The sequence below is a fragment of the Pseudomonas sp. GW821-FHT09H03 genome (assembly GCF_059415945.1).
Map to the genome: position 1 here is coordinate 30,704 of NZ_JBWKOF010000015.1, position 18,401 is coordinate 49,104.

Below are 18,401 nucleotides of genomic sequence, written 5' to 3' on the forward strand. Positions count from 1 at the left end.
GAATAATGTGACTAGCAATGCAAAAATCACCTTGGCTTACCTGGTTTGCTTTACCCTGTTTGTAGCATGGATATTGTGACGTTTAGCTCGCGCAATAGAGGTCACAGTTCTCCAAGGATAGCCCTCTCCAAGTGGTTCGAAGCAATCGACACGCCTGATCTGGGGCATCTCTGTTCGCCGCTGTCTGCCCGTGACCATAGTGGTTACGGTTTTGTTGGCCCCAATTTCGCTTCATGACGAACATTTAGGGAATGGAATGAGTGGATTGATGGTTGGTGATCTCGTCTGTTCCAGTGATTTTTCTGGTATAGGGAAATTGCTGAGTATGGATCACAAGAGCAACGAGGCTGTTGTGGGATTCTTTGAGTCGCCCACTGATACTGAGTGTCGACAGAGAATCGTAGACGTTGCTTTGCTGGAGAGTGCACAGTTGTACGAAGAGTCGATTGTGTATTGTCAGGATAGTGAAAGCGGCATTTGGAGGAGAGGTAGATACGCCGGCCCTCGCCCTGGTAGCAGACACTTAGTGATATTTCGGGCTGATGGAGATCAGCAAGAGGTCGATGTTGATCAAATTAACTGCCTGAATATAGGGCCGGGAGAAATCCTGGATCCTGCGGCGTTTTTAGCTGCACGGTCAAATGATGCACCGTATTTTTGTTCCTTACGGCATGATTTTTTGAGCGCCTATATCGAGCAGCGCGCAGCCTGTCGTTCAATTTCGTCAATTCCGAGTAGTAGTGTTGAGTTGGAACCGCATCAGATTGCAGTAGTACGTCGAGTGCTACAGGATCCAATACCTAAATACCTCTTAGCAGACGAAGTAGGACTCGGTAAAACTATCGAGGCTGGCATGATCATTCGTGAGCATGTGCTAGAAAAAAAACACGACTCAAGAGTGCTTATCACAGTACCTGAGGCTCTTATCGAGCAATGGCGAAATGAGTTGTCTGGGCGATTCCACCTTAGTGAATTGTTGGCAACTCAAGCTGAGCCGGAACGATTGATTCGAATTTGCTCGCATGAAAGCGTAAATAGTGTAATCAAGGGGTGGTCGCCTACCTTACTGGTGGTCGATGAAGCGCACCAAATTGCGCCTTGGGCATGGGATCAACAGTCTGTTGTGCGTGAGTGTTTTCACACCTTGGCCGAAAGCTGTCAGATGGCCTCTGTTGTACTGCTTCTTTCTGGTACTCCGATCAACGGTAATGAAAAGAATTTTTTGGCAATGCTGCACTGCCTTAGTCCTGTGGCTTATGAATTGTCAGAGGAGGGAGTGCGTCGTTTTACTGCCCAGATTGCAGAGCGGGAATTAGTCGGTGGTTGGTACAGTGCCCTAACGCCAAGCAATTCCAATGCAGCTTTGGAGCAGATACTTCAAAATTTGGTGAGCAAATTCCCTGATGATCAGTCTCTGCAATTTTTAGTGAATGAGACCCTTCCGTTCGTAGATTTTTTTGCTGAGCAAAGCGGGGATCTGAGAATACAGGCAGTCCAAACCTTACGGCGTTATATCGGTGAGCACTATCGACTGCACCATCGCATGTTGCGTAACCGGCGCGAGTCGCAGCAACTGGCATGGCTTTTTCCAGGTCTTGCTGGCTTGAAACGCAGTTATTGGCCATTGACAGCGGAAATGCCGTCTTTGGATTTGTTGCTGGAGGAGTATCGCAGTCAAGCAAGTCGCGAACCTGATGATTTCCAAGCCATGAGTGCAGAGGTTTACTTGCAATGGGTCGATGATCTTTTGGTCAGCCCTTTACTAGTCGGTCGACGCGCTAATCAGGCCATCCAACGTCTGTCAGGTTCGCTGAGGCAGGCTGAAAAGGAGTTGCTTGATTGTATCTCTAAGCAGGCCCTTCATGAACAGATAGAAAAAGATAAATGCTTAGTTGAAAGCCTGCGCAACTGGCTTGCTGAACATAAAGACGGAAAAGCGGTAGTGTTTTGTAGTGTCGATGAGGTTGCACAACATTTATTAAATTTGCTGGCTTGCGAGTTAGATGTAGCGATTGAGCGTTATATTCCCGGGAGCGAGTTACGATTCGTCCGCCCAGTGAGTTCTATAAGAGTGTTGGTATGTGACCTTCGTGGGGAGGATGGTCTTAACTTACATGGTGGTCAGCGAATTGCAGTACATTACAGTTTGCCACGGTCCTTCAGTCGTATTGAGCAGCGACTTGGGCGACTGAATCGTTATAGTGCAAACTTGGTCGGGGTGCGTCCGGTAGAAAGTTTGGCTCTACTTCCTGCGCATGACGGATTAATCCGCCGCTGGATTGATGTCCTAGATCTGTCAGTAGGCTTGTTCAACAACACTGTAGCCAGTTTGCAATATGTACTGGAAGAGCATCTTGAAAGCAGTTGGAAAACTGTAGCTACGTCGGGGGATGAGGCGCTGCTCCGTAGCGCCTCGGGTTTGAGCGGCAACGATGGCTTGCTTTTACGTGAGCGACGTCGCGTGAAAGTACAGGAAGAATTGTTGGCGCTAGATGATGAAGTTAGTGAGGCTAAGGATTTCGCGGAACAAATCGCTGATGCCGACGACTCAGCAGAAGAGCAAGCAAAACGGATGTGCGCATGGATGACTAAGGGGTTGCACTTCAATCTTGAAGGTGGTTTGCAAGGTCCTTTTAGACTCCGATTCGCTGTAGAGGGTTCACGTGAGGGAACCAAGACGTTGGTGGACGTCCATACTTTTGTTGCTACCTGCCTAACCGGTATCGATCCCAAAAGTGGCAATCCTCCGGCAACCGCACCAATGAGTGCTTCTAGAGCCCAAGTTGCTGGTCAGTCCGGTGTATATCCATTTCGGTATGGTCAGCCGTTTGTAGATTCAATTTATAATTTGATTACAGTCGACTCGCGCGGTGCAACCAGCGCTTTTATGCGTGTGCTAAAAAAGAGCGATATAAGGCAGCCAAAAATATTCTTCCGTCTCACTTGGTTGGTAACCGCAACTAAGTTGGGCGCTGGGCGCCTGGAGCAACTCAGAGGCGATGAGTTGATGTTGCCTTCAATGCTGAGCCATTGGCTGGCTGAGGATGGCAGTCCGGTTGTGTCTCAGAACACGTTGAAGTCAATAGAATGGCCATACAACAAACCTAATCTTGCCTTTCAAGATATCAATTTACGAAATGACGTTTGGCCTGTCTTGGAGACACTTCTACCAGTCGCCGAGTGGAAGAAAATGGTTTTAACCATAAAATCAAATAGTCGAGAGTGGGCTCTAACGGCCTCCCCCCACACTCAGCTTTTGTCGTCTGCTCCACAACTTCATCTGCTATCCATGCATGCGGTAGTTGTGTGTACCGAAAAAATGCTAAAGGAGGCATGATGCAAGCGGAGTGGAATGCACTAAAAATAGCACTGTCGGCACCCAATCTTGCTATCGAAGTGGGTTCCCTGACTGAGTCTTTTTTCATTCGGTTACTAACGGTTTTTCGAGATCCAATATCAACTCCGGCAGACCGCGCAGCCGTGTGTAGGGATGCCTTGGGTTGTGCACTGGCGAATCGAATTAGCGATCCCGTATTGCTGCTACCTGAAGGCTCTGTGGATGATAGGTATCTTTTGCGCGCGGGACTTGCCCGAAATGTCATGACTAAGTACGTGCGCATGGAGGGCGTTCTGAATGAACAGGAACTTGCCGTCTATGGTCATCACGTTCGTCGTCATCTAAAGCCTGTAACAATGGATGTTTCTTTGCGACAGAGACTTAAAAATGAGCATTTCACTTCGTATCAAGGGCTTGGGCAGCAAGCTGCCATTCGCACAGTTTTAACCTCCCCTGCAGACAGCACTTTGATCATAAATCTGCCAACCGGTTGTGGAAAGACCCTGGTTATTCATGCGTTAAGTCTGTTCGCAGGCAAGAAAAAATTAGTATTAGCCATTGTGCCAACCGTGGGATTGGCGCTGGAACAAGCAAGCCGTGCATCTGAAGTACTTAATCGCGCTGGTTGTTGCCATGGTGGCAGTTATGCGTTGTATAGCGGCCAATCTGAAGTTGAGACTCAGCAAGTTCTTGAGCGGTTGAAAGAAGGTAGTCAACGTATTTTGTTTTGTTCCCCAGAATCAGCGATCGGCAAATTGCGGCCGACGCTTTTTCGGCTAGCAGAACAAGGGCAATTGGAGGCTTTGATTGTTGATGAAGCACACATCGTCGATCAATGGGGATCTGAGTTTCGCCCGGAATTTCAATTGTTGGCACCGTTATTTCGCTCGCTGAGGGAGTACTCGAAAGAAAGCATAAAAACAGTGCTGATGTCAGCAACATTCAGCGAGTCGACGCTGCAACTGTTGAAGGATTCATTTCTTCTTGAAGGAGAGCAAGCCATTGAAGTTCACGGTGGTTTTTTGCGCCCAGAATTGAATTTTAATGTGCTTAAAACTATTGATTCTAAGGCGCATCATTGCGCAGTGTTTGAAGCGATTTTGCGTTTGCCTCGACCGTTGATCTTGTATACAACTAAACAAAAAGAGGCTGAGTCTTGGAGGGATTTGCTACTCGGCCGGGGGTTTGCAAGAGTAGGTTTGTTCCATGGTGGAACCCCTGCAAATCAACGTGACGAACTGATTCGACAGTGGGGTAATGACGAACTGGATATTATGGTTGCGACTTCTGCTTTCGGTGTGGGTATGGATAAGTCCGGCGTACGTTCGGTATTGCATGCATCTGTGCCTGAAAGTTTGGATCGGTTTTATCAGGAGGCCGGTCGGGGGGGGCGCGATGGGAACGCATGTTGGTCTTGGATAATTTATCACTCAGGTCAGTTGCACCTAGCGAAAAGCCTATCGCAAGAGAAATTAATTTCTGCAGGTCTAGGGTTGGAGCGCTGGAAGACGTTATTGCAGACCAAAAAGACTAGCAGCGATTTGTTAACGGTTTCTCGTTCAGCCCTGCGTCGGGGGGTGCATCGGCATAGTGAGCGGAACCAAAAATGGAACTTACAGACTCTGCAGTTGATGCAAAGAGCAGGGATGATTCGACTCTTCTTTCCACCGCCTGAACCTCCCCAATTTGAAGGTGAGACTTCTCCTGAGATTGAGCAACAGCAAAGTAAGTACTTTATGGAGTACTACGACCGGATTGGAGTTCAAATTCTCATTGATACCCATCGGACAGTTGAAGCTTGGCAGCAGGTAAATCAGCGTCGAGACCAAGAAAAACAAGTGAGGTCCGCAGGGTTTGCTCGTTTAACTGGATGGTTAAAGGAACCAAAGCAGCGATTATGTCTATTGTTGGGCGATTTCTATCGACCAAGTGGGGTCGTGCCTGAACACAGTTGCGGTGGTTGCCCTGGTTGTCGTGATCTTGGGCGCGAAGTTTTCAAGCCCACTCTAGGAACATCATTCGAACTGAGGGGCATTCCGTTGGCCAAGATACCCAATTGGATGCCGGATTCGCTATTGTTGCGTGTTCGCTACAATCCCGAATTGTACCCGAGGGTGACGGTTAAGGCTGTGCTGCACGAGTGGCGTCAATGGTTGCAGAGCATATTGCGTACTAAGCAAGTTCAGGCAATACGTGCTAGTCCAGCAGTGCTAGAGGAGTTGTACCAAAATGAAGCGCTAAAATCGTTGCCATTCTGGTGCTCACTAGGACTACACGACTGTGCCGGAGGTTGGTTAGAATTGGTTTTGTTAATGCCCGGGGAAACGCAATTTCCTGTTACTGAGTTTGATCCGCCTCCCCGGTTGATAGTAGCCCCTGAGAGAACTGCAGACCCTCTGGCACCTAGCCGAAATTGGTGGGAAACACGTCCCGATAGTAGAGAGTTACTAAGCTTTTCAAAGGAGTTTCCTTAATGTCAATGGTGAATAATGCACATCCAGGTAGCAGTTTAAGTTTGCTGCACCTGATTGATCGCGTACTACTGAGAAGAGATAGGTCAATATCGAGGTCTGAAATTTCAGAGGCTTTAAGACCGGAACTATTACCTAAATCAGATGGTGCTAAAAAGCGTTTTGAAGAGAATTTATTTTTTTGGATAAAAGAAGGTTTATGGTCGGAAGATGATAAGGGCATGATTTCAGCACCTGCAGGTGCGACAGAAAAAAATCTACCGGCAAGAGTATTAGAACTAATAATTTCTAATTCAAGAGCGGCATCAGATCAAACTATTTTGGATGATAAGCGAGTAGAACCATTTTTTCGAGCTATGACCTGTCTGTTGGCGCAACAAGCGTTCACATTCATGGGGGGGGCCATATTAGAATCTGGTAAAAGCGGTAATGCACAAGAAGCGGTAAATACTTGGTTGCCTGGTGACCGAAGCCTAAATTTATCTAACGAATTGACAGTATTTTTACAGTACGGTGATTTTTTGGGGTTTCTAGAACCATTTAATAATGGTTACATTGTTGATCCTACTCGCGCAATTGAACCTTGTTTAGATACTGTGTTTGGCGGCGAAGATAAGTTATCGCTAATGAAATTTATTGCGCGGCTATCAGAGCAGATTCCGCTATTAGATGGGGGGAGATTCCGGAATCTGCTTGAACCATTAATGCAAGAGTTAGGCTGGCATCCTCAAGACAAAAATCGGGTTAGCCCTGCACTAAGTCATGCTTTGGTACGCTTGGAGAATACTTTTCGCTTGCGTTTTGATAAAGCCTCCGATGATAAAAATAGTATGCAATTAGAATTGCCGAATGGGGTGGTTCGTTATATTGGTGAGGTTTTTTACGTACCTGAGGTAACAGTATGAGTTTGATTAATTACTGGCCTCGGGATGAGTACATTGGACAGTGTATACGGACTGAGGCAGAGGAACTTGCAGAGCATGTTCTGCTAGCAGTTCATGAGCCTATGCAGTTGTTGCGTGTAGGGGGGGGGGAGGATCAACCGTGCAACGAAGACGATTTATTAAAGCACTTTCTTTCGGTAGAGAGACCGATTCCCGTGATAGGGAAGTCCGGAGTTGGTAAATCTCATCTTATTCGCTGGATTGATGCCAAGCTAAAACTACATCCCGAATATGCAAGTTTACACGTGGTTCGAATTCCAAAAAACGCCAGTCTTCGTCAGGCTCTTGAAATACTATTGGCGGGGCTAGAAGGCGATGATTTTGATCAAGCACGTAAGCGGATTAATTCTGTAGGTGAGCAGTTAAAAACTGAAGAGGTTGCAGATCTGTTGTTGACATTTATGTCGCAGCAGTTGCAGAGGTTGCACCAGAGCGCATCTTTGGAGATGCAAGCACTCCGTGAACGACCCGAAAATCGTGAAAAGTTAACGGGTTTGCAAAAGCAGCGGTTACAAGATATTCAAAAATATACGCTCCCGGGGCAGGGGCTTTCAGAGTTAATTACAGATTCTAATTTTAAAAAAAACTTACTTGGCCCGGAACATTGTATATACCAGTCAGCCAGTCGCCTAACACAGGGGGCTAATGATGAAGAGTTAAGTGACAACGATTACCACGTCAAGGCTAAGGATCTTGATTTTAGTTTTAATTTGGATGACTTGTCACTTAATGCGCGTCTGTGTGTCAGTAAGACTCGACTGAATACTGAGGTTGAAGCTAGAGAAAGTGCCGCACGGGTGTTGAATGAGGTTCTTGGAGACTCGACACGCACGGCTTTTCAGCAGTTATTTCAATTCAATGGTGGCAGTTTTCAAGATTTATTTAAGAGTATTCGTCGGTTTTTAAAGTTGCAAAATCGTACGTTGGTGATTTTGGTCGAGGATATGGCTGCCATTTCTGCGATCGAAGATGTCTTAATTGATAGTTTGTTGGAGGAATCAATACGCGATGGCGAGCAGGAACTATGCACATTACGCTCCGCTATTGCCGTCACTGACGGTTATCAGGGCTATTTGCGCCGGCAAGATACTATTAAAACCCGTGCTCAATATGAATGGTATATTCGCGATCACGGTCTAGATCGTGCGCAAACATTAGAACGGATTACTGACTTTTGTGGTCGTTATTTGAATGCGGCCCGCTACGGTAGTTTGGCTTTAAAGGCCTCGTGGTTGGGCCGAAATGGCGGAGTTTGGCCTGCAATTTGGTCTGATCCCGATGATGATGGTGAGGTGCTTAAAGCGTTTGGCGTTTCGGTTTCTGGTGCGCCATTATTTCCCTTTAATCGAAATGCGATTGCAGCGCTTGCTGATAAATTTTGTCGTAAGGGTGATGAGGAACTGAAATTTAATCCTCGTCAAATACTAAATGAAATTCTATTGCGTACACTGCGTGATTATCGAAGTTTATATATAACTCAGGAGTTTCCACCAGTTGGGTTTTCCGGAGTTAAAGTTGGAGTTGGGTTATCAAGTAGTTTGCAAAAAATTGAATACCCTGAGCGATGCAAAATCGTCGCAGCAATCTGGGGGTATGATAGTGCCTCCCTTGAGGAGTTGCAGGATAAATTAGATCGGCGAATTGCAAATGCTTTTGGTTTAAGTGGGCTAAGTGCAATACTAAAAAGTGGAGTGTTTTCTCCTGCGCTAGTAACTGCTTCTTCTGCTCAAATTCCTCAGAACAAATTAAGCACTAAGCTAGTCGAACTCCCGGAAAAAGTTGATCTTAATCTGCAAAAGTTAAGTCAGTTGGAGACGTCGCTAAGTTGCTGGTTTGAAGGTAAACAAAAATTAGGACAAGACGAGGCGAGAGATTTACGGTCCGGTCTTTTGCGTATGTATGACTTGTATGCACATGCCGATCGGGTAGGTGTGAGGGTGGTTCCGTCTCTAAAAATTAGAGGTGACATAGATATTCCACTTGCTATGGGTAATATTGCAGGAAGCAAGGTTGGTTTCTTTTTTGAGAAAGATCTAAATAATCAGCAAAAATTATCGTTTCTGCAGGGGGTATCTCTTGCGATATTACGTTATGAGATTTTTAATCCGAAATTTGTTCGTGGTGTTGATTGGAACTATCCTAACGGCTTTGAGGACTACCTACTTTATCAAAGCTTTGCATCGCGATGGGTGCCTTATGTGTTGCAAACATTGGTAGATGAGTTGCGGGAAACCTTACCCGGTTTGCTCAGTACGCAAATGCAGTCCGCAATGCTGCTTGGGTTGATGGCGGACAGCACTAACGATCGTCAACGTATGAATGAACTGCTTAAAACCTCTGACGAAATTAGATCTCTGGTAGTTACGATAGACTGTCCTGAGTTAAAGCAAGTACGAACTCAAGCGCTAGCGATTTGGGATGATCAGCGGGAAGCGTGGTTGAAATTGGTCTCGTATAATGACCATGGAATGGATGGTGACCTATTGCTTAAAGCGTTTAAGAAAGTAAAGAACATTCCTGGTCCTTCGTTAATAAAGCTGTCTAATTTGGTAAGTAGCTTCTTGGAGTCATCTATATCGTGCGTTGAGATATTAGATGGTTGCACTCGGCACGATGATTTTTGTACTTTACTGGAGGAGATGTCTGCTTTGATTCGGGACGTCAGTGCAGATGGAGATTTCTACCCTGGAGAAATTCCTAACGGAAAAAAAATGCAGGCATTGCTTGTTGAATTAAGTTCATATGAAAACTGGCTTGTGATTAAGAGTCTTATAGACTTTCGTGATGAGGCGGATGTTGTTAAGCGATTTCAGCGTGTTAATAAAATTAACGGTGAGAAGCTTGAAGGGGTTGTAAAGGTTCTTCGGTATTGGGTGGGCTTTTATAACTACGTAATGCCGAGATTAGTGAGTCGCAATAAGCAGTGGGGTGGTGATATTCTTGCGCGGTCTCAAATTAGTGTTGAGAGTCAACTTAATGATTTATTGATAACAATTAATGATCTGCAGGAGGCCAACAATGAGCCCGCTTGAAAAGCAGATCAAAGAATTACGAAGCGAGCAGCAGTTAAGCCAGTCCTCAGAGCGATCTAGGGAAGCTATAGAGGACTGTAAACATATCTATGCGCGTTTTCTAGATATTGCAAATAGCCTAAAGGCGAGAAAGGTCAGCACGGAAGTGCTCAAAGCTCTACCGCAAGATGCGCCCGAGAGAATGCAGTTTAGCCCAGAGATGCTACTGCAGTGCGGTAAGGCAATTACGAACCTAAAGGCATTTTTTGAAGTTTGGCAACAGAAGAAATCTGCTGCCCTCCAAGATGACGCGCTTGATAATGCGCATGTAGTACTTGCGGAATTGGACGCTCAATTAAAGGAAAAAGTGCAGTCTTGCTGGAAGGCTTGGACTACCCAGTTGGATAATTCTTGCCGAGTAGAGCAGATACTACTTGATACTCAGCGTGGTATTCCAGGTGTTGATCAGTTGTATACAGAGTATGTTGAGTTTCAGAGAAAATTTGATGCGGGTATTAGACGACTTCCGGAAAATGTCTGGACAATACAAGATCTTGAAATGCTGGCTGCAAATATGCGACAAACCCGCGAGCGAATGGTTTTCGATTTGCCTCCAGACGTTAGAAGTTTTTTTAAATATCTCAACCAACCCGGTAATAAAGCGCAGGCACCTTTGTCGATGCTGACATCAGAGACTTTGCAGTGGCTTACAGAAAATGAGCAACTTGGCCAGTACACTATCAGTCGGAAGCTTTACTGATGAGCTATACATTGGGGCAATTGCACGCGTGCTTGGATAAACTAGAAGAGCATGAAACACGCTTACTCGCCTGGGGTGATACAGGCGGTTTCTTCAGTGTTGATGAAGTGCTAACGATCTTGGAAGAAGTGCTTCCCGATCAGGATCCTTACGATGTACTGATGGCGTTAACTGAGCATGCGATGCTTATTCAAGCGCCTCACCCAGAGGGCCTGGCCAATGTGTATCGCACGCGAATGGGTGAAGCGGCACACCTATATTGTAATCTGCGTCAATGGTTCTTAGGTCAATCGCTTGATCGGTCTCGTACTCTGGTATCGGATTTTCGTTTTGTTCGGCGCCCGCGCAGTTATCCCAAACGGGATCAGAATGTAACCCAACAGTTACCGCAGTGGTTACAACTACCGAAACTACGTAATGCCCAATATCTGAAATCGGCAATCGATCTCTTAATTGATCCTGACAGCAATCTGCGCATGGCTGGTTTTCAGACTCGCGCAACAACGCGAATCCTTCAAGCTTGCAGTGAGCAGTGCGAAGGTACTAGCCAAGCTTCTGGCACCATTGTTTGTGCCGGAACCGGCAGCGGTAAGACATTGTCATTTTATCTGCCTGGTCTTGCATCACTGGCAGCGGATTTATTGAGTGATGCTACTCCGCGAGTGAGAATTCTGGCAATTTACCCGCGTAACGAACTTCTCAAAGACCAGTTCATGGAAGCTTGGGGTCAGTGCCGTAAACTTGATGCGTTGATGCAAGATAAAATCGGGCGGAAAATACGTATTGGTGCATTGTACGGTGACACACCGTACACCTGGAGCGTCGCTGGGAAGGATTACAAAACTGGTCAGGCAAAACCAGAATTTGACCTGCTACGCTGCTCAACTAAAAGTTGCTCTGGGCAGATGCAGTGGAGCGCAGGAAATGAAGAAGTAAAGTGCAGTCGCTGCGGGCATAGAGTTACGAGTGAGGAGGTTGCGCTGACTCGCAGGTGTCAGACAACCGAACCTCCGGACATTTTATTTACTACCACTGAAATGCTCAACCGCAAGCTTGGTGATTTCAGTTGTAATCATTTATTTGGGGTTGGTTCGACGGCAGGTCCAATGTTGGTGTTACTTGATGAAGTACACACATACGGCGGTAGCAGCGGAGCTCAAGTTGCTTATTTACTTAGGCGCTGGATGACGCGTGCACAGTGCCGTCCTCATTTTGTTGGATTATCCGCAACCCTGACAGATGCAGCGCGCTTTTTCGCCGATCTGGTCGGTGCGCGCCAAGAACATGTTGAATTGATCGAACCGTTGGCTGATGAAATGATTGATGAGGGCGCAGAGTACCTAATGGTACTCCGTGGCGACCCAGTTTCTCAGACTGCATTGCTTTCAACCACCATCCAGGCCTGCATGCTAACTAGGCGTATTTTGGATGCGCGAAGGAGCCGCTCACTCGGTACTTGGGGTTGTAAAACCTTTGTATTTACTGACGATTTGGATGCGAATAACCGTCTCTATCATCAATTGGCAGATGCCGAGGGGTGGCGTACCAGCAAGTGGGGGCTTAAGGCTCATCATCCCTCTCTCGCTAGCCTACGGGGTCCACTGGATGGCCAGGATGGCGAGCAAGTTACTGTTCATCCTCAGGAACGAGTTCGTCTGGGGCAAGATTGGCGAGTCGGGGTTGAGATAGGCCATTATTTGCCTGATGAAGCGGATCGTGCCGTGATCGGACGCACGTCGAGCCAAGACGCCGGGGTTGATCCTCATGCAGAGATTATTGTTGCCACGGCGTCTCTTGAGGTGGGCTTTAATGATCCGGCGGTTGGGGCTGTGCTGCAACACAAAGCGCCGCGTAATGTTGCATCCTATTTACAGCGCAAGGGGCGTGCCGGTCGCTCGCGCATCATGCGTCCCTGGATGCTTGTCATTCTTTCCGAATTTGGCCGTGATCGAGTCGCATTTCAACGCTATGAAGAGTTGCTTAACCCCGAGATCAAGCGGCAAGGTCTACCGCTGCAAAACAGCCATATTCAAAAAATGCAGGCCGCTATGGCTCTGCTCGACTGGCTCAGTGTGCAGTTAGGTAGCGGTGCCGTTTGGACGATTCTACGCAAACCGCAAATTAATAGGAACTACTGTAAGAAACTGCTTGTGTTAATACAGCAGTTGGTACGACCAAGTAGTCAACAAGAACAGTTCAAAACCTATTTGAAAGATGCCCTGCAGATCGATGACGATACGCTGAAGCGTATTCTCTGGGCGCCACCGCGTTCAATTATGCTTGAAGTACTGCCTACATTGCAGCGCAAACTGGTAACAGACTGGAGCGCTAACGGCCTACCTTGGGCGGATATGGTTAAAGGAAGTTCACCGCTCTCGGAATTTATTCCTGAGGCGCTATTTGCTGAGCTTAGTTTGCCGAGCGTGTTTGTTGCTTTGGTGCGTGGGCAGGAGGCAAGTATCGAATGGACGGATTTACCGATTTTTCAAGCCCTGCGTGAGTTTGCCCCAGGGCGAATTTCTAAGCGATACGCTATTGATAGTAACCTCGATTCTGACTGGTTAGTGCCTGAAGACTTTGTGCCTGAACCGGATGCCATTCAGCAGTTCGGGTTTGATGTCTGTGAGGCTTTTGGCGAGCAGTTACGTGATGAAGGGACTGTTGCTAGTGAAGCGGGTGAAGTGTTGAAGGTATTGCGCCCTAACTCCATATTTACCAGGCGTCTAGAACCAAAATTAGGCCTGTCTGAGAAAAGTAACGCGCGACTAATGTGGCAGTCTGAGTTTCGCGTTACAGATCTAACTGAGGTGCACACCCCCCCTGTTGGCAGTTGGGGGCAGCATTTGGTTGATGTGACTTTTTGCTTACATCAGCAAATGACATCTTTGGAGATTCTGCGTTTTAGTACTGCTGCAAATGCCAACTTACGATTCACCAAGGGAGCAACTACTAGAATTCGATTTGATTGGCACCGTAATGGCGAAACTGTCGCTATTGGTGCCCGGCAATGGGTTGATGGAATGCGATTGCGCTTTGCCGTAAATGATCAGGTATTAACTGGCATATTAGAAGATCCGCAGGTCTTAAAAGGGTTGCGCCCGATCTACTTTCGGCATCTTGTGGATCAACTCGATATTTTTGGTGGCGACCCATTTAAGGCCAATTGGATCGCTGAGTGTTATCTGGCTGCAGTCGCGGGTGAATTGCTAAATTTGAATTCAGACGATCCGCAACCACTAATCAGTGCGATGAGTAGGTTGCACTCGAATGCCGGTATTGAGCGATTGCGCAACATTCCACAAAGTTTATTTCAGCCCGATGAGCAGTTAGAGTCGGTGCAAGAACAAAAGTTACAGGCAGACCTTCGGGAGTTGCTAGATAGAGATGATCTACTTTGCAGCCTAAATGTATGTTCAAAGGCACTTTGGTCTGATGTGTATATATTGCCTGAGTTCGTCCAATGGACGCGCGACTTGCTGGCCAATACTCTGGCCGCGGCAGCGCAGCAATCCATGTGTGTGTTGCTGCCCGATGTTGATGAACGGGTTGTATTTGCCGATGCGTTTTGGCGTGAGGACTACTTGGAGGTTTGGTTGAGTGAGGCCGAGGCGGGTGGTAATGGCATCATCACTCGTTTAGAACTGGCGTATTCTCAGGACCCATTGCGGGTACTTAATACTTTTGCTCGCAGTCTGCAGCCAAGTGACTATGAACAAATTGACTTTGATCTCTTTCAGTTGCTCGGCCTGGTAGTGAAAGGAGGGGACCTAGCCGCCTCGTTTGCTGAGGTGCGTGGAAGTAGTGATTTGCATCAGCGGCGTTCTGCCAACGCAGAGTTACACCGTATTCTGCTTCGTGAAGGCTTTGCCCTTAGCCACAGTTTTTTAAGTGTTTTGCACTCAAGAGCACTTAGGCCAGGCAGCAATATGAACACCGATGAGTACCTTCTAAATTTGCTGGAGCGATGGCGAAAATTAGAAGATTTTAGTGGCTTAGAGTGGGGGTTGAATATCGCCGCTCATGCTTTATCCACAAAAGATCTCGGTGCTCAGGCGTCTGCCATTGAAGTGTTCCAGGGTCTATGTCGTAATCAGGGGTTATTGTGGCCGCGTGGTAACGCTATCCGTCAGTCTGAAATGAGTTACTATAATCCGTTCCAAGCGGGTATCGCCACTACTGAGCGACTACTAGGGAGCCTACTCTTTGCTGAGCAAGCGTCGTATGTACAGTTAACAGATGATTATTTGGCTGAATTACATCGCTTATTAAAAAAAGTAGGGCGTGTTGATCTTTTAATTCCGCGTACACAGATTGCCTCTATCTCTAAACTAATAGCCGAGATTCAGCTAAATCCGGTTGATCATTCGGGACTTTGGTTGTATCCCCGTATAGGTGCTATTAGGCGATTACAGGATAGCATGGTATTGAGAATCGAACTGGCTGAGGCCATTTTATAAGAGTTTTGCTATGAGCGAACAGCGGCAAATATTTCTACATGGTCCCCTAGGTCGTCGGCAATTTCGCGAGGTTCTAGGTGGTCTAATGGCCGGCTTATTAATTAATCCTGAGCCTATTTGGTTAGTATCGCCCTGGTTAAGTGACTTTCCTCTGTTGGACAACTGTTCAGGGCAGTGGGACGCTATAGAACCAGGTTGGGGTAGTAGGGAGGTTAGTTTCAATGAAGTGCTAGCTAAGGCGGTTAATGTTGGGTGCCGCTTGCGGATAGTGACCCGTGACGACGCGTACAGTCGTCGGTTTATTCAGCAATTGGACGGTCGCCTAATTGCCGGACATGATTTTTCTCGCCTGTTCAGTGAGCAAGTTCATACCAAAGGTCTACTTACCAAAAGTTGTTTTTTGAAGGGCTCAATGAATTACACCTGGAGTGGAACAAACCGTAATGATGAACATGTCATGCTTTCCAGCAATTCTCAGATAATTTCTGAAGCATTGCTGGAGTTTGAAGAGCATTACCACTTTGAGGCGAACTCATGAGCAACATACCGGCATGGTTACAGCCGTTTTTCGAGGTCGATAACCAAATCGATCCGGACAAAGTGTTTGCCGGCAAATACCCGAAACCGTATCAGTGTTTGCTGGAGCCTTTGGTGAAAAGTGCCTGTGCGGGGCAGTGGCCTCTACTGTTGCCATACAGTCGCCCGCCGGAATTATGCTTCTATGCAGCCGCGGAAGATGGCCGCGCTTTGGAGGAGTTACGCCAGGTATTGACGGCATTTTTGGGAACGGCGGATACCTGTTTTGATTACGGTCTGATCATCACCCCAAATGATGAAGGGCAGAGTGCATTGTTAGCGCATGCCCCGGCCGGGTTATTGCGTATTGATTTACTTGATGAGGTGGACGATCAGCAAAAATTCCGGGTCTTTACTGTCCTAGCTAACGTGCTGCAGTTGTATCGTCAACGTCCAGCACTTACATCGCTAGCTAAGCGGCCAATAGGTCAAGTGTTGCGAGATTTTATGCTCGCCTACCGGTTGCGTGATGGTGAAAGTGCTTGGCGTTTTTATGGGGAGCTAAAGAGTTCGGGAAGCTTCACCCCACCTAATTTACTGTCGTTGGAACTGCAGGCTTTGGCTTCAGCTGGTCGTTGGCAAGATATAGTCTGCCATCCACGGTTGCCCAGCCTACTCGGCGGCCGTATTCCGTTACGACTAGTTCGCCTATTGCTACAAGCACTAGGGCAGTTGGGGCTTAATCGACTACTAATTACTCAGGTCATAGGTGAGGCGAGCAGGGAAGAGTTGGCCGATTTGTGTCGCCCGTTAAGCCCCCTTTTTATGACTGTTCCGCTGTTTGAAACTCACGAAAGCTTTAAACAAGATTGGCAGTTGTGGGTTGCCGGCGCTGTTACTTTGAGGTGTGCACCGACTCAGCAGCAGGTGCCAGAATTTATCGAGTCGGACTGGTTTCGAAAGTTGCTGCGCTGGGCGGATTTGTTTGTAGATCAACCCGAAGCTGATATTGAACAGGTTGTTGGTTGGCCAGAAGATCAGAAAGAGGGGCCCGGGGCGGTGCAAGCGTTACTGCAACGCTCGCTGGTTGTGCCACTAGTTGAGTTGCAGCAATTGTGGCAGAAGTTACAGGCCATGCCTGCATCGTGGTTTGAACCGCTGAAATCATTACCTATGATGACTACGATTTTGCAAGATTTGCAAAGTCGCTATTCTAGAGAGCAGTTGGGTGGTTGGGATAATTGGTTTCAGTGCTTGGTTGATGCTAAATCAACGAATGGCTCACTAGAGAGAGATGCACAAGAGTATTGCGAAAATTGGACAGTTGAATCCTTTAGCTCAGACAACTTGCTTAAATGCATTAAGACTGGATCTCCTGTGGGACAGACTATTCTTCGTAACATTCTGCCGTTGTTACTTGATTGGTTGGAAGCGCGCGATGTGGATTGCCAAGGAGTTGTATGGTTAGAATTGATGGAATTGCTTGCTCTTGATCCTATAGTCAATCCAGCATTGCTGTCGCTAACTGCGCAATTGACGCAGTTGATGTTGGAGCGGCCCTTCGCAGTCGATGAGTATACGCGTTTGATCGACTCTATATTAATGCTCTGGGAGGTTAATAAGGGGCCTGAAGCGTATGCCGGCATGCTGGAATTGATGGATGTACTGTTGGACGCACCCTGCCCATCAGAGGCGTTGCGCCGTCAAGTCTGGCAATCGCTACAAGATTTCGCAACAAAGCATTGGAGACAAATTAAAGATCCAACGATACGTCAATTGACCTTTGTATTAATGCGCGAAATTCTTGAGGTCGGTGAGTCAGTCCCAGATTTTAGCAAGAACAAAGAGTTCGAGTCAGATGTTGATTCGCTGATAAAATTGACCCCTGATTTACAGGGGAAATTGTTAGGTATTTACACTCTTACAGAGGGCGCCGCGCGCCGAGCCAAGGACGTACTGGAAATGATTTTCACGGGCCTCAAGGTCGAGATCAACAGTGATCATACCGCTACTCAGGCCTTATGCAATCTGGCGAAAACGGCCGACTATTTTGTGTTCTCTTCCCGCAGTTCAAAGCATCAGGCATTCTATCCGGTGATAAGTATAAGAAAGGATATTATATATCCGTATGGTAAGGGTGCTTCAAGCATCGTACGTGAGTTTGTAGAAGGGTTAAAGCTGAAGGTTGTTTAAGAGTTGTGTAAGCTGGTATTTTTTTAGGTTTGCTCTAAGGGATCATTAGTACTTTGTGCAATTGTAAGCCAAGTTTCCACTTTGGATGCGTCTTGCAATATTTTATGGTCAATTCGGTGTTTAGGTGGGCCTCTGGTCCATCCATTGGCTGGAGATAGAAATGGTTGAAGATAAGATGTTCAAACTTCTCTGGTTGCGCCTCAGTTTGTGGGTAAACTAATTTTAATTCATCGCCTTGAATGACCTTTAATTCTGCCGTGGATTTAGGGCTGACGCAAAGCCAGTCAATCCCGCGTGGTGGTGTTATTGTGCCATTGGTTTCCACTGCAACGGTAAAACTGTGTTTGTGCAGTGCTTCCACTAAAGCATCATCTACTTGCAGCAGCGGTTCTCCTCCGGTCAGTACCACATATTTATGGCTTTGATGGGAGATAGGCCATAATGAATTAATCGCGAGGGCAAGGCTATTCGCATCCTTGAATTTTCCGCCACCCAACCCATCCGTTCCCACAAAGTCCGTGTCACAGAATGTACATATCGAACTAGCCCTGTCCTGTTCCCGTCCTGACCAAAGGTTGCATCCAGAGAATCGGCAGAATACCGCGGGTCGACCCGCTTGGTTACCTTCCCCTTGAAGGGTGTAAAACATTTCTTTGATGCTGTAAGTCATTTGGTTTACTCAGCTGATTCAAATTGGTGGCGAGTGCTCTGA

The 18,401-nt window shown here is 47.0% G+C and carries 9 protein-coding genes; 8 read left to right on the plus strand and 1 reads right to left on the minus strand.

The genetic code is table 11. The features are described from left to right. The first annotated feature begins 256 nt into the window (after positions 1 to 256). Genes dpdE through dpdD form a run of 8 tightly spaced genes read left to right on the plus strand, consistent with a single transcriptional unit; the run spans position 257 to position 17,689 of the window. Positions 257 to 3,337 carry a protein DpdE gene (dpdE, locus tag AC07OG_RS20700; RefSeq protein WP_495067940.1) on the plus strand — a complete coding sequence of 1,027 codons (3,081 nt, stop codon included), beginning with the start codon at positions 257 to 259 and terminating at the stop codon, positions 3,335 to 3,337. Continuing rightward, positions 3,337 to 5,811: a protein DpdF gene (gene dpdF, locus AC07OG_RS20705; protein ID WP_495067941.1), complete on the plus strand. Its 2,475-nt coding sequence runs from the start codon at positions 3,337 to 3,339 to the stop codon at positions 5,809 to 5,811. Before dpdE ends, dpdF begins: the two co-directional genes overlap by 1 nt. Beyond that, entirely contained in the window at positions 5,811 to 6,713 is a 903-nt protein-coding gene (dpdG, locus tag AC07OG_RS20710) for a protein DpdG (RefSeq protein WP_495067942.1), read from the plus strand. Before dpdF ends, dpdG begins: the two co-directional genes overlap by 1 nt. Then, positions 6,710 to 9,784 (plus strand): protein DpdH, encoded by a 3,075-nt coding sequence (gene dpdH / locus AC07OG_RS20715; RefSeq protein ID WP_495067943.1) that lies wholly within the window; start codon positions 6,710 to 6,712, stop codon positions 9,782 to 9,784. Before dpdG ends, dpdH begins: the two co-directional genes overlap by 4 nt. Further along, positions 9,771 to 10,523, plus strand: coding sequence for a hypothetical protein (locus AC07OG_RS20720; RefSeq protein ID WP_495067944.1), 753 nt, complete (start codon positions 9,771 to 9,773; stop codon positions 10,521 to 10,523). The genes dpdH and AC07OG_RS20720 overlap by 14 nt, the downstream gene beginning before the upstream one ends. After that, on the plus strand, positions 10,523 to 14,980 hold the full coding sequence (gene dpdJ / locus AC07OG_RS20725) for a protein DpdJ (RefSeq protein WP_495067945.1): 4,458 nt from the start codon (positions 10,523 to 10,525) through the stop codon (positions 14,978 to 14,980). Before AC07OG_RS20720 ends, dpdJ begins: the two co-directional genes overlap by 1 nt. A gap of 10 nt (positions 14,981 to 14,990) precedes the next feature. Continuing rightward, complete coding sequence (gene dpdK / locus AC07OG_RS20730; protein ID WP_495067946.1) at positions 14,991 to 15,518, plus strand: phospholipase D-like domain-containing protein DpdK; 528 nt, start codon at positions 14,991 to 14,993, stop codon at positions 15,516 to 15,518. Further along, positions 15,515 to 17,689 carry a protein DpdD gene (gene dpdD, locus AC07OG_RS20735; RefSeq protein ID WP_495067947.1) on the plus strand — a complete coding sequence of 725 codons (2,175 nt, stop codon included), beginning with the start codon at positions 15,515 to 15,517 and terminating at the stop codon, positions 17,687 to 17,689. Before dpdK ends, dpdD begins: the two co-directional genes overlap by 4 nt. 34 nt (positions 17,690 to 17,723) lie before the next feature. Here the strand turns inward: dpdD and queE are convergent, their stop codons facing one another. Continuing rightward, complete coding sequence (gene queE, locus AC07OG_RS20740) at positions 17,724 to 18,359, minus strand: 7-carboxy-7-deazaguanine synthase (RefSeq protein ID WP_495067948.1); 636 nt, start codon at positions 18,357 to 18,359, stop codon at positions 17,724 to 17,726. Between the last annotated feature and the right edge of the window lie 42 nt (positions 18,360 to 18,401).

Bases quoted from the DNA above. Each gene is read 5' to 3' on its own strand.
- dpdF (WP_495067941.1), top strand. From the start codon at position 3,337: ATGCAAGCGGAGTGGAATGCACTAAAAATAGCACTGTCGGCACCCAAT.
- AC07OG_RS20720 (WP_495067944.1), top strand. From the start codon at position 9,771: ATGAGCCCGCTTGAAAAGCAGATCAAAGAATTACGAAGCGAGCAGCAG.
- dpdG (WP_495067942.1), top strand. From the start codon at position 5,811: ATGTCAATGGTGAATAATGCACATCCAGGTAGCAGTTTAAGTTTGCTG.
- queE (WP_495067948.1), bottom strand. From the start codon at position 18,359: ATGACTTACAGCATCAAAGAAATGTTTTACACCCTTCAAGGGGAAGGT.
- dpdE (WP_495067940.1), top strand. From the start codon at position 257: ATGAGTGGATTGATGGTTGGTGATCTCGTCTGTTCCAGTGATTTTTCT.
- dpdJ (WP_495067945.1), top strand. From the start codon at position 10,523: ATGAGCTATACATTGGGGCAATTGCACGCGTGCTTGGATAAACTAGAA.
- dpdH (WP_495067943.1), top strand. From the start codon at position 6,710: ATGAGTTTGATTAATTACTGGCCTCGGGATGAGTACATTGGACAGTGT.
- dpdK (WP_495067946.1), top strand. From the start codon at position 14,991: ATGAGCGAACAGCGGCAAATATTTCTACATGGTCCCCTAGGTCGTCGG.
- dpdD (WP_495067947.1), top strand. From the start codon at position 15,515: ATGAGCAACATACCGGCATGGTTACAGCCGTTTTTCGAGGTCGATAAC.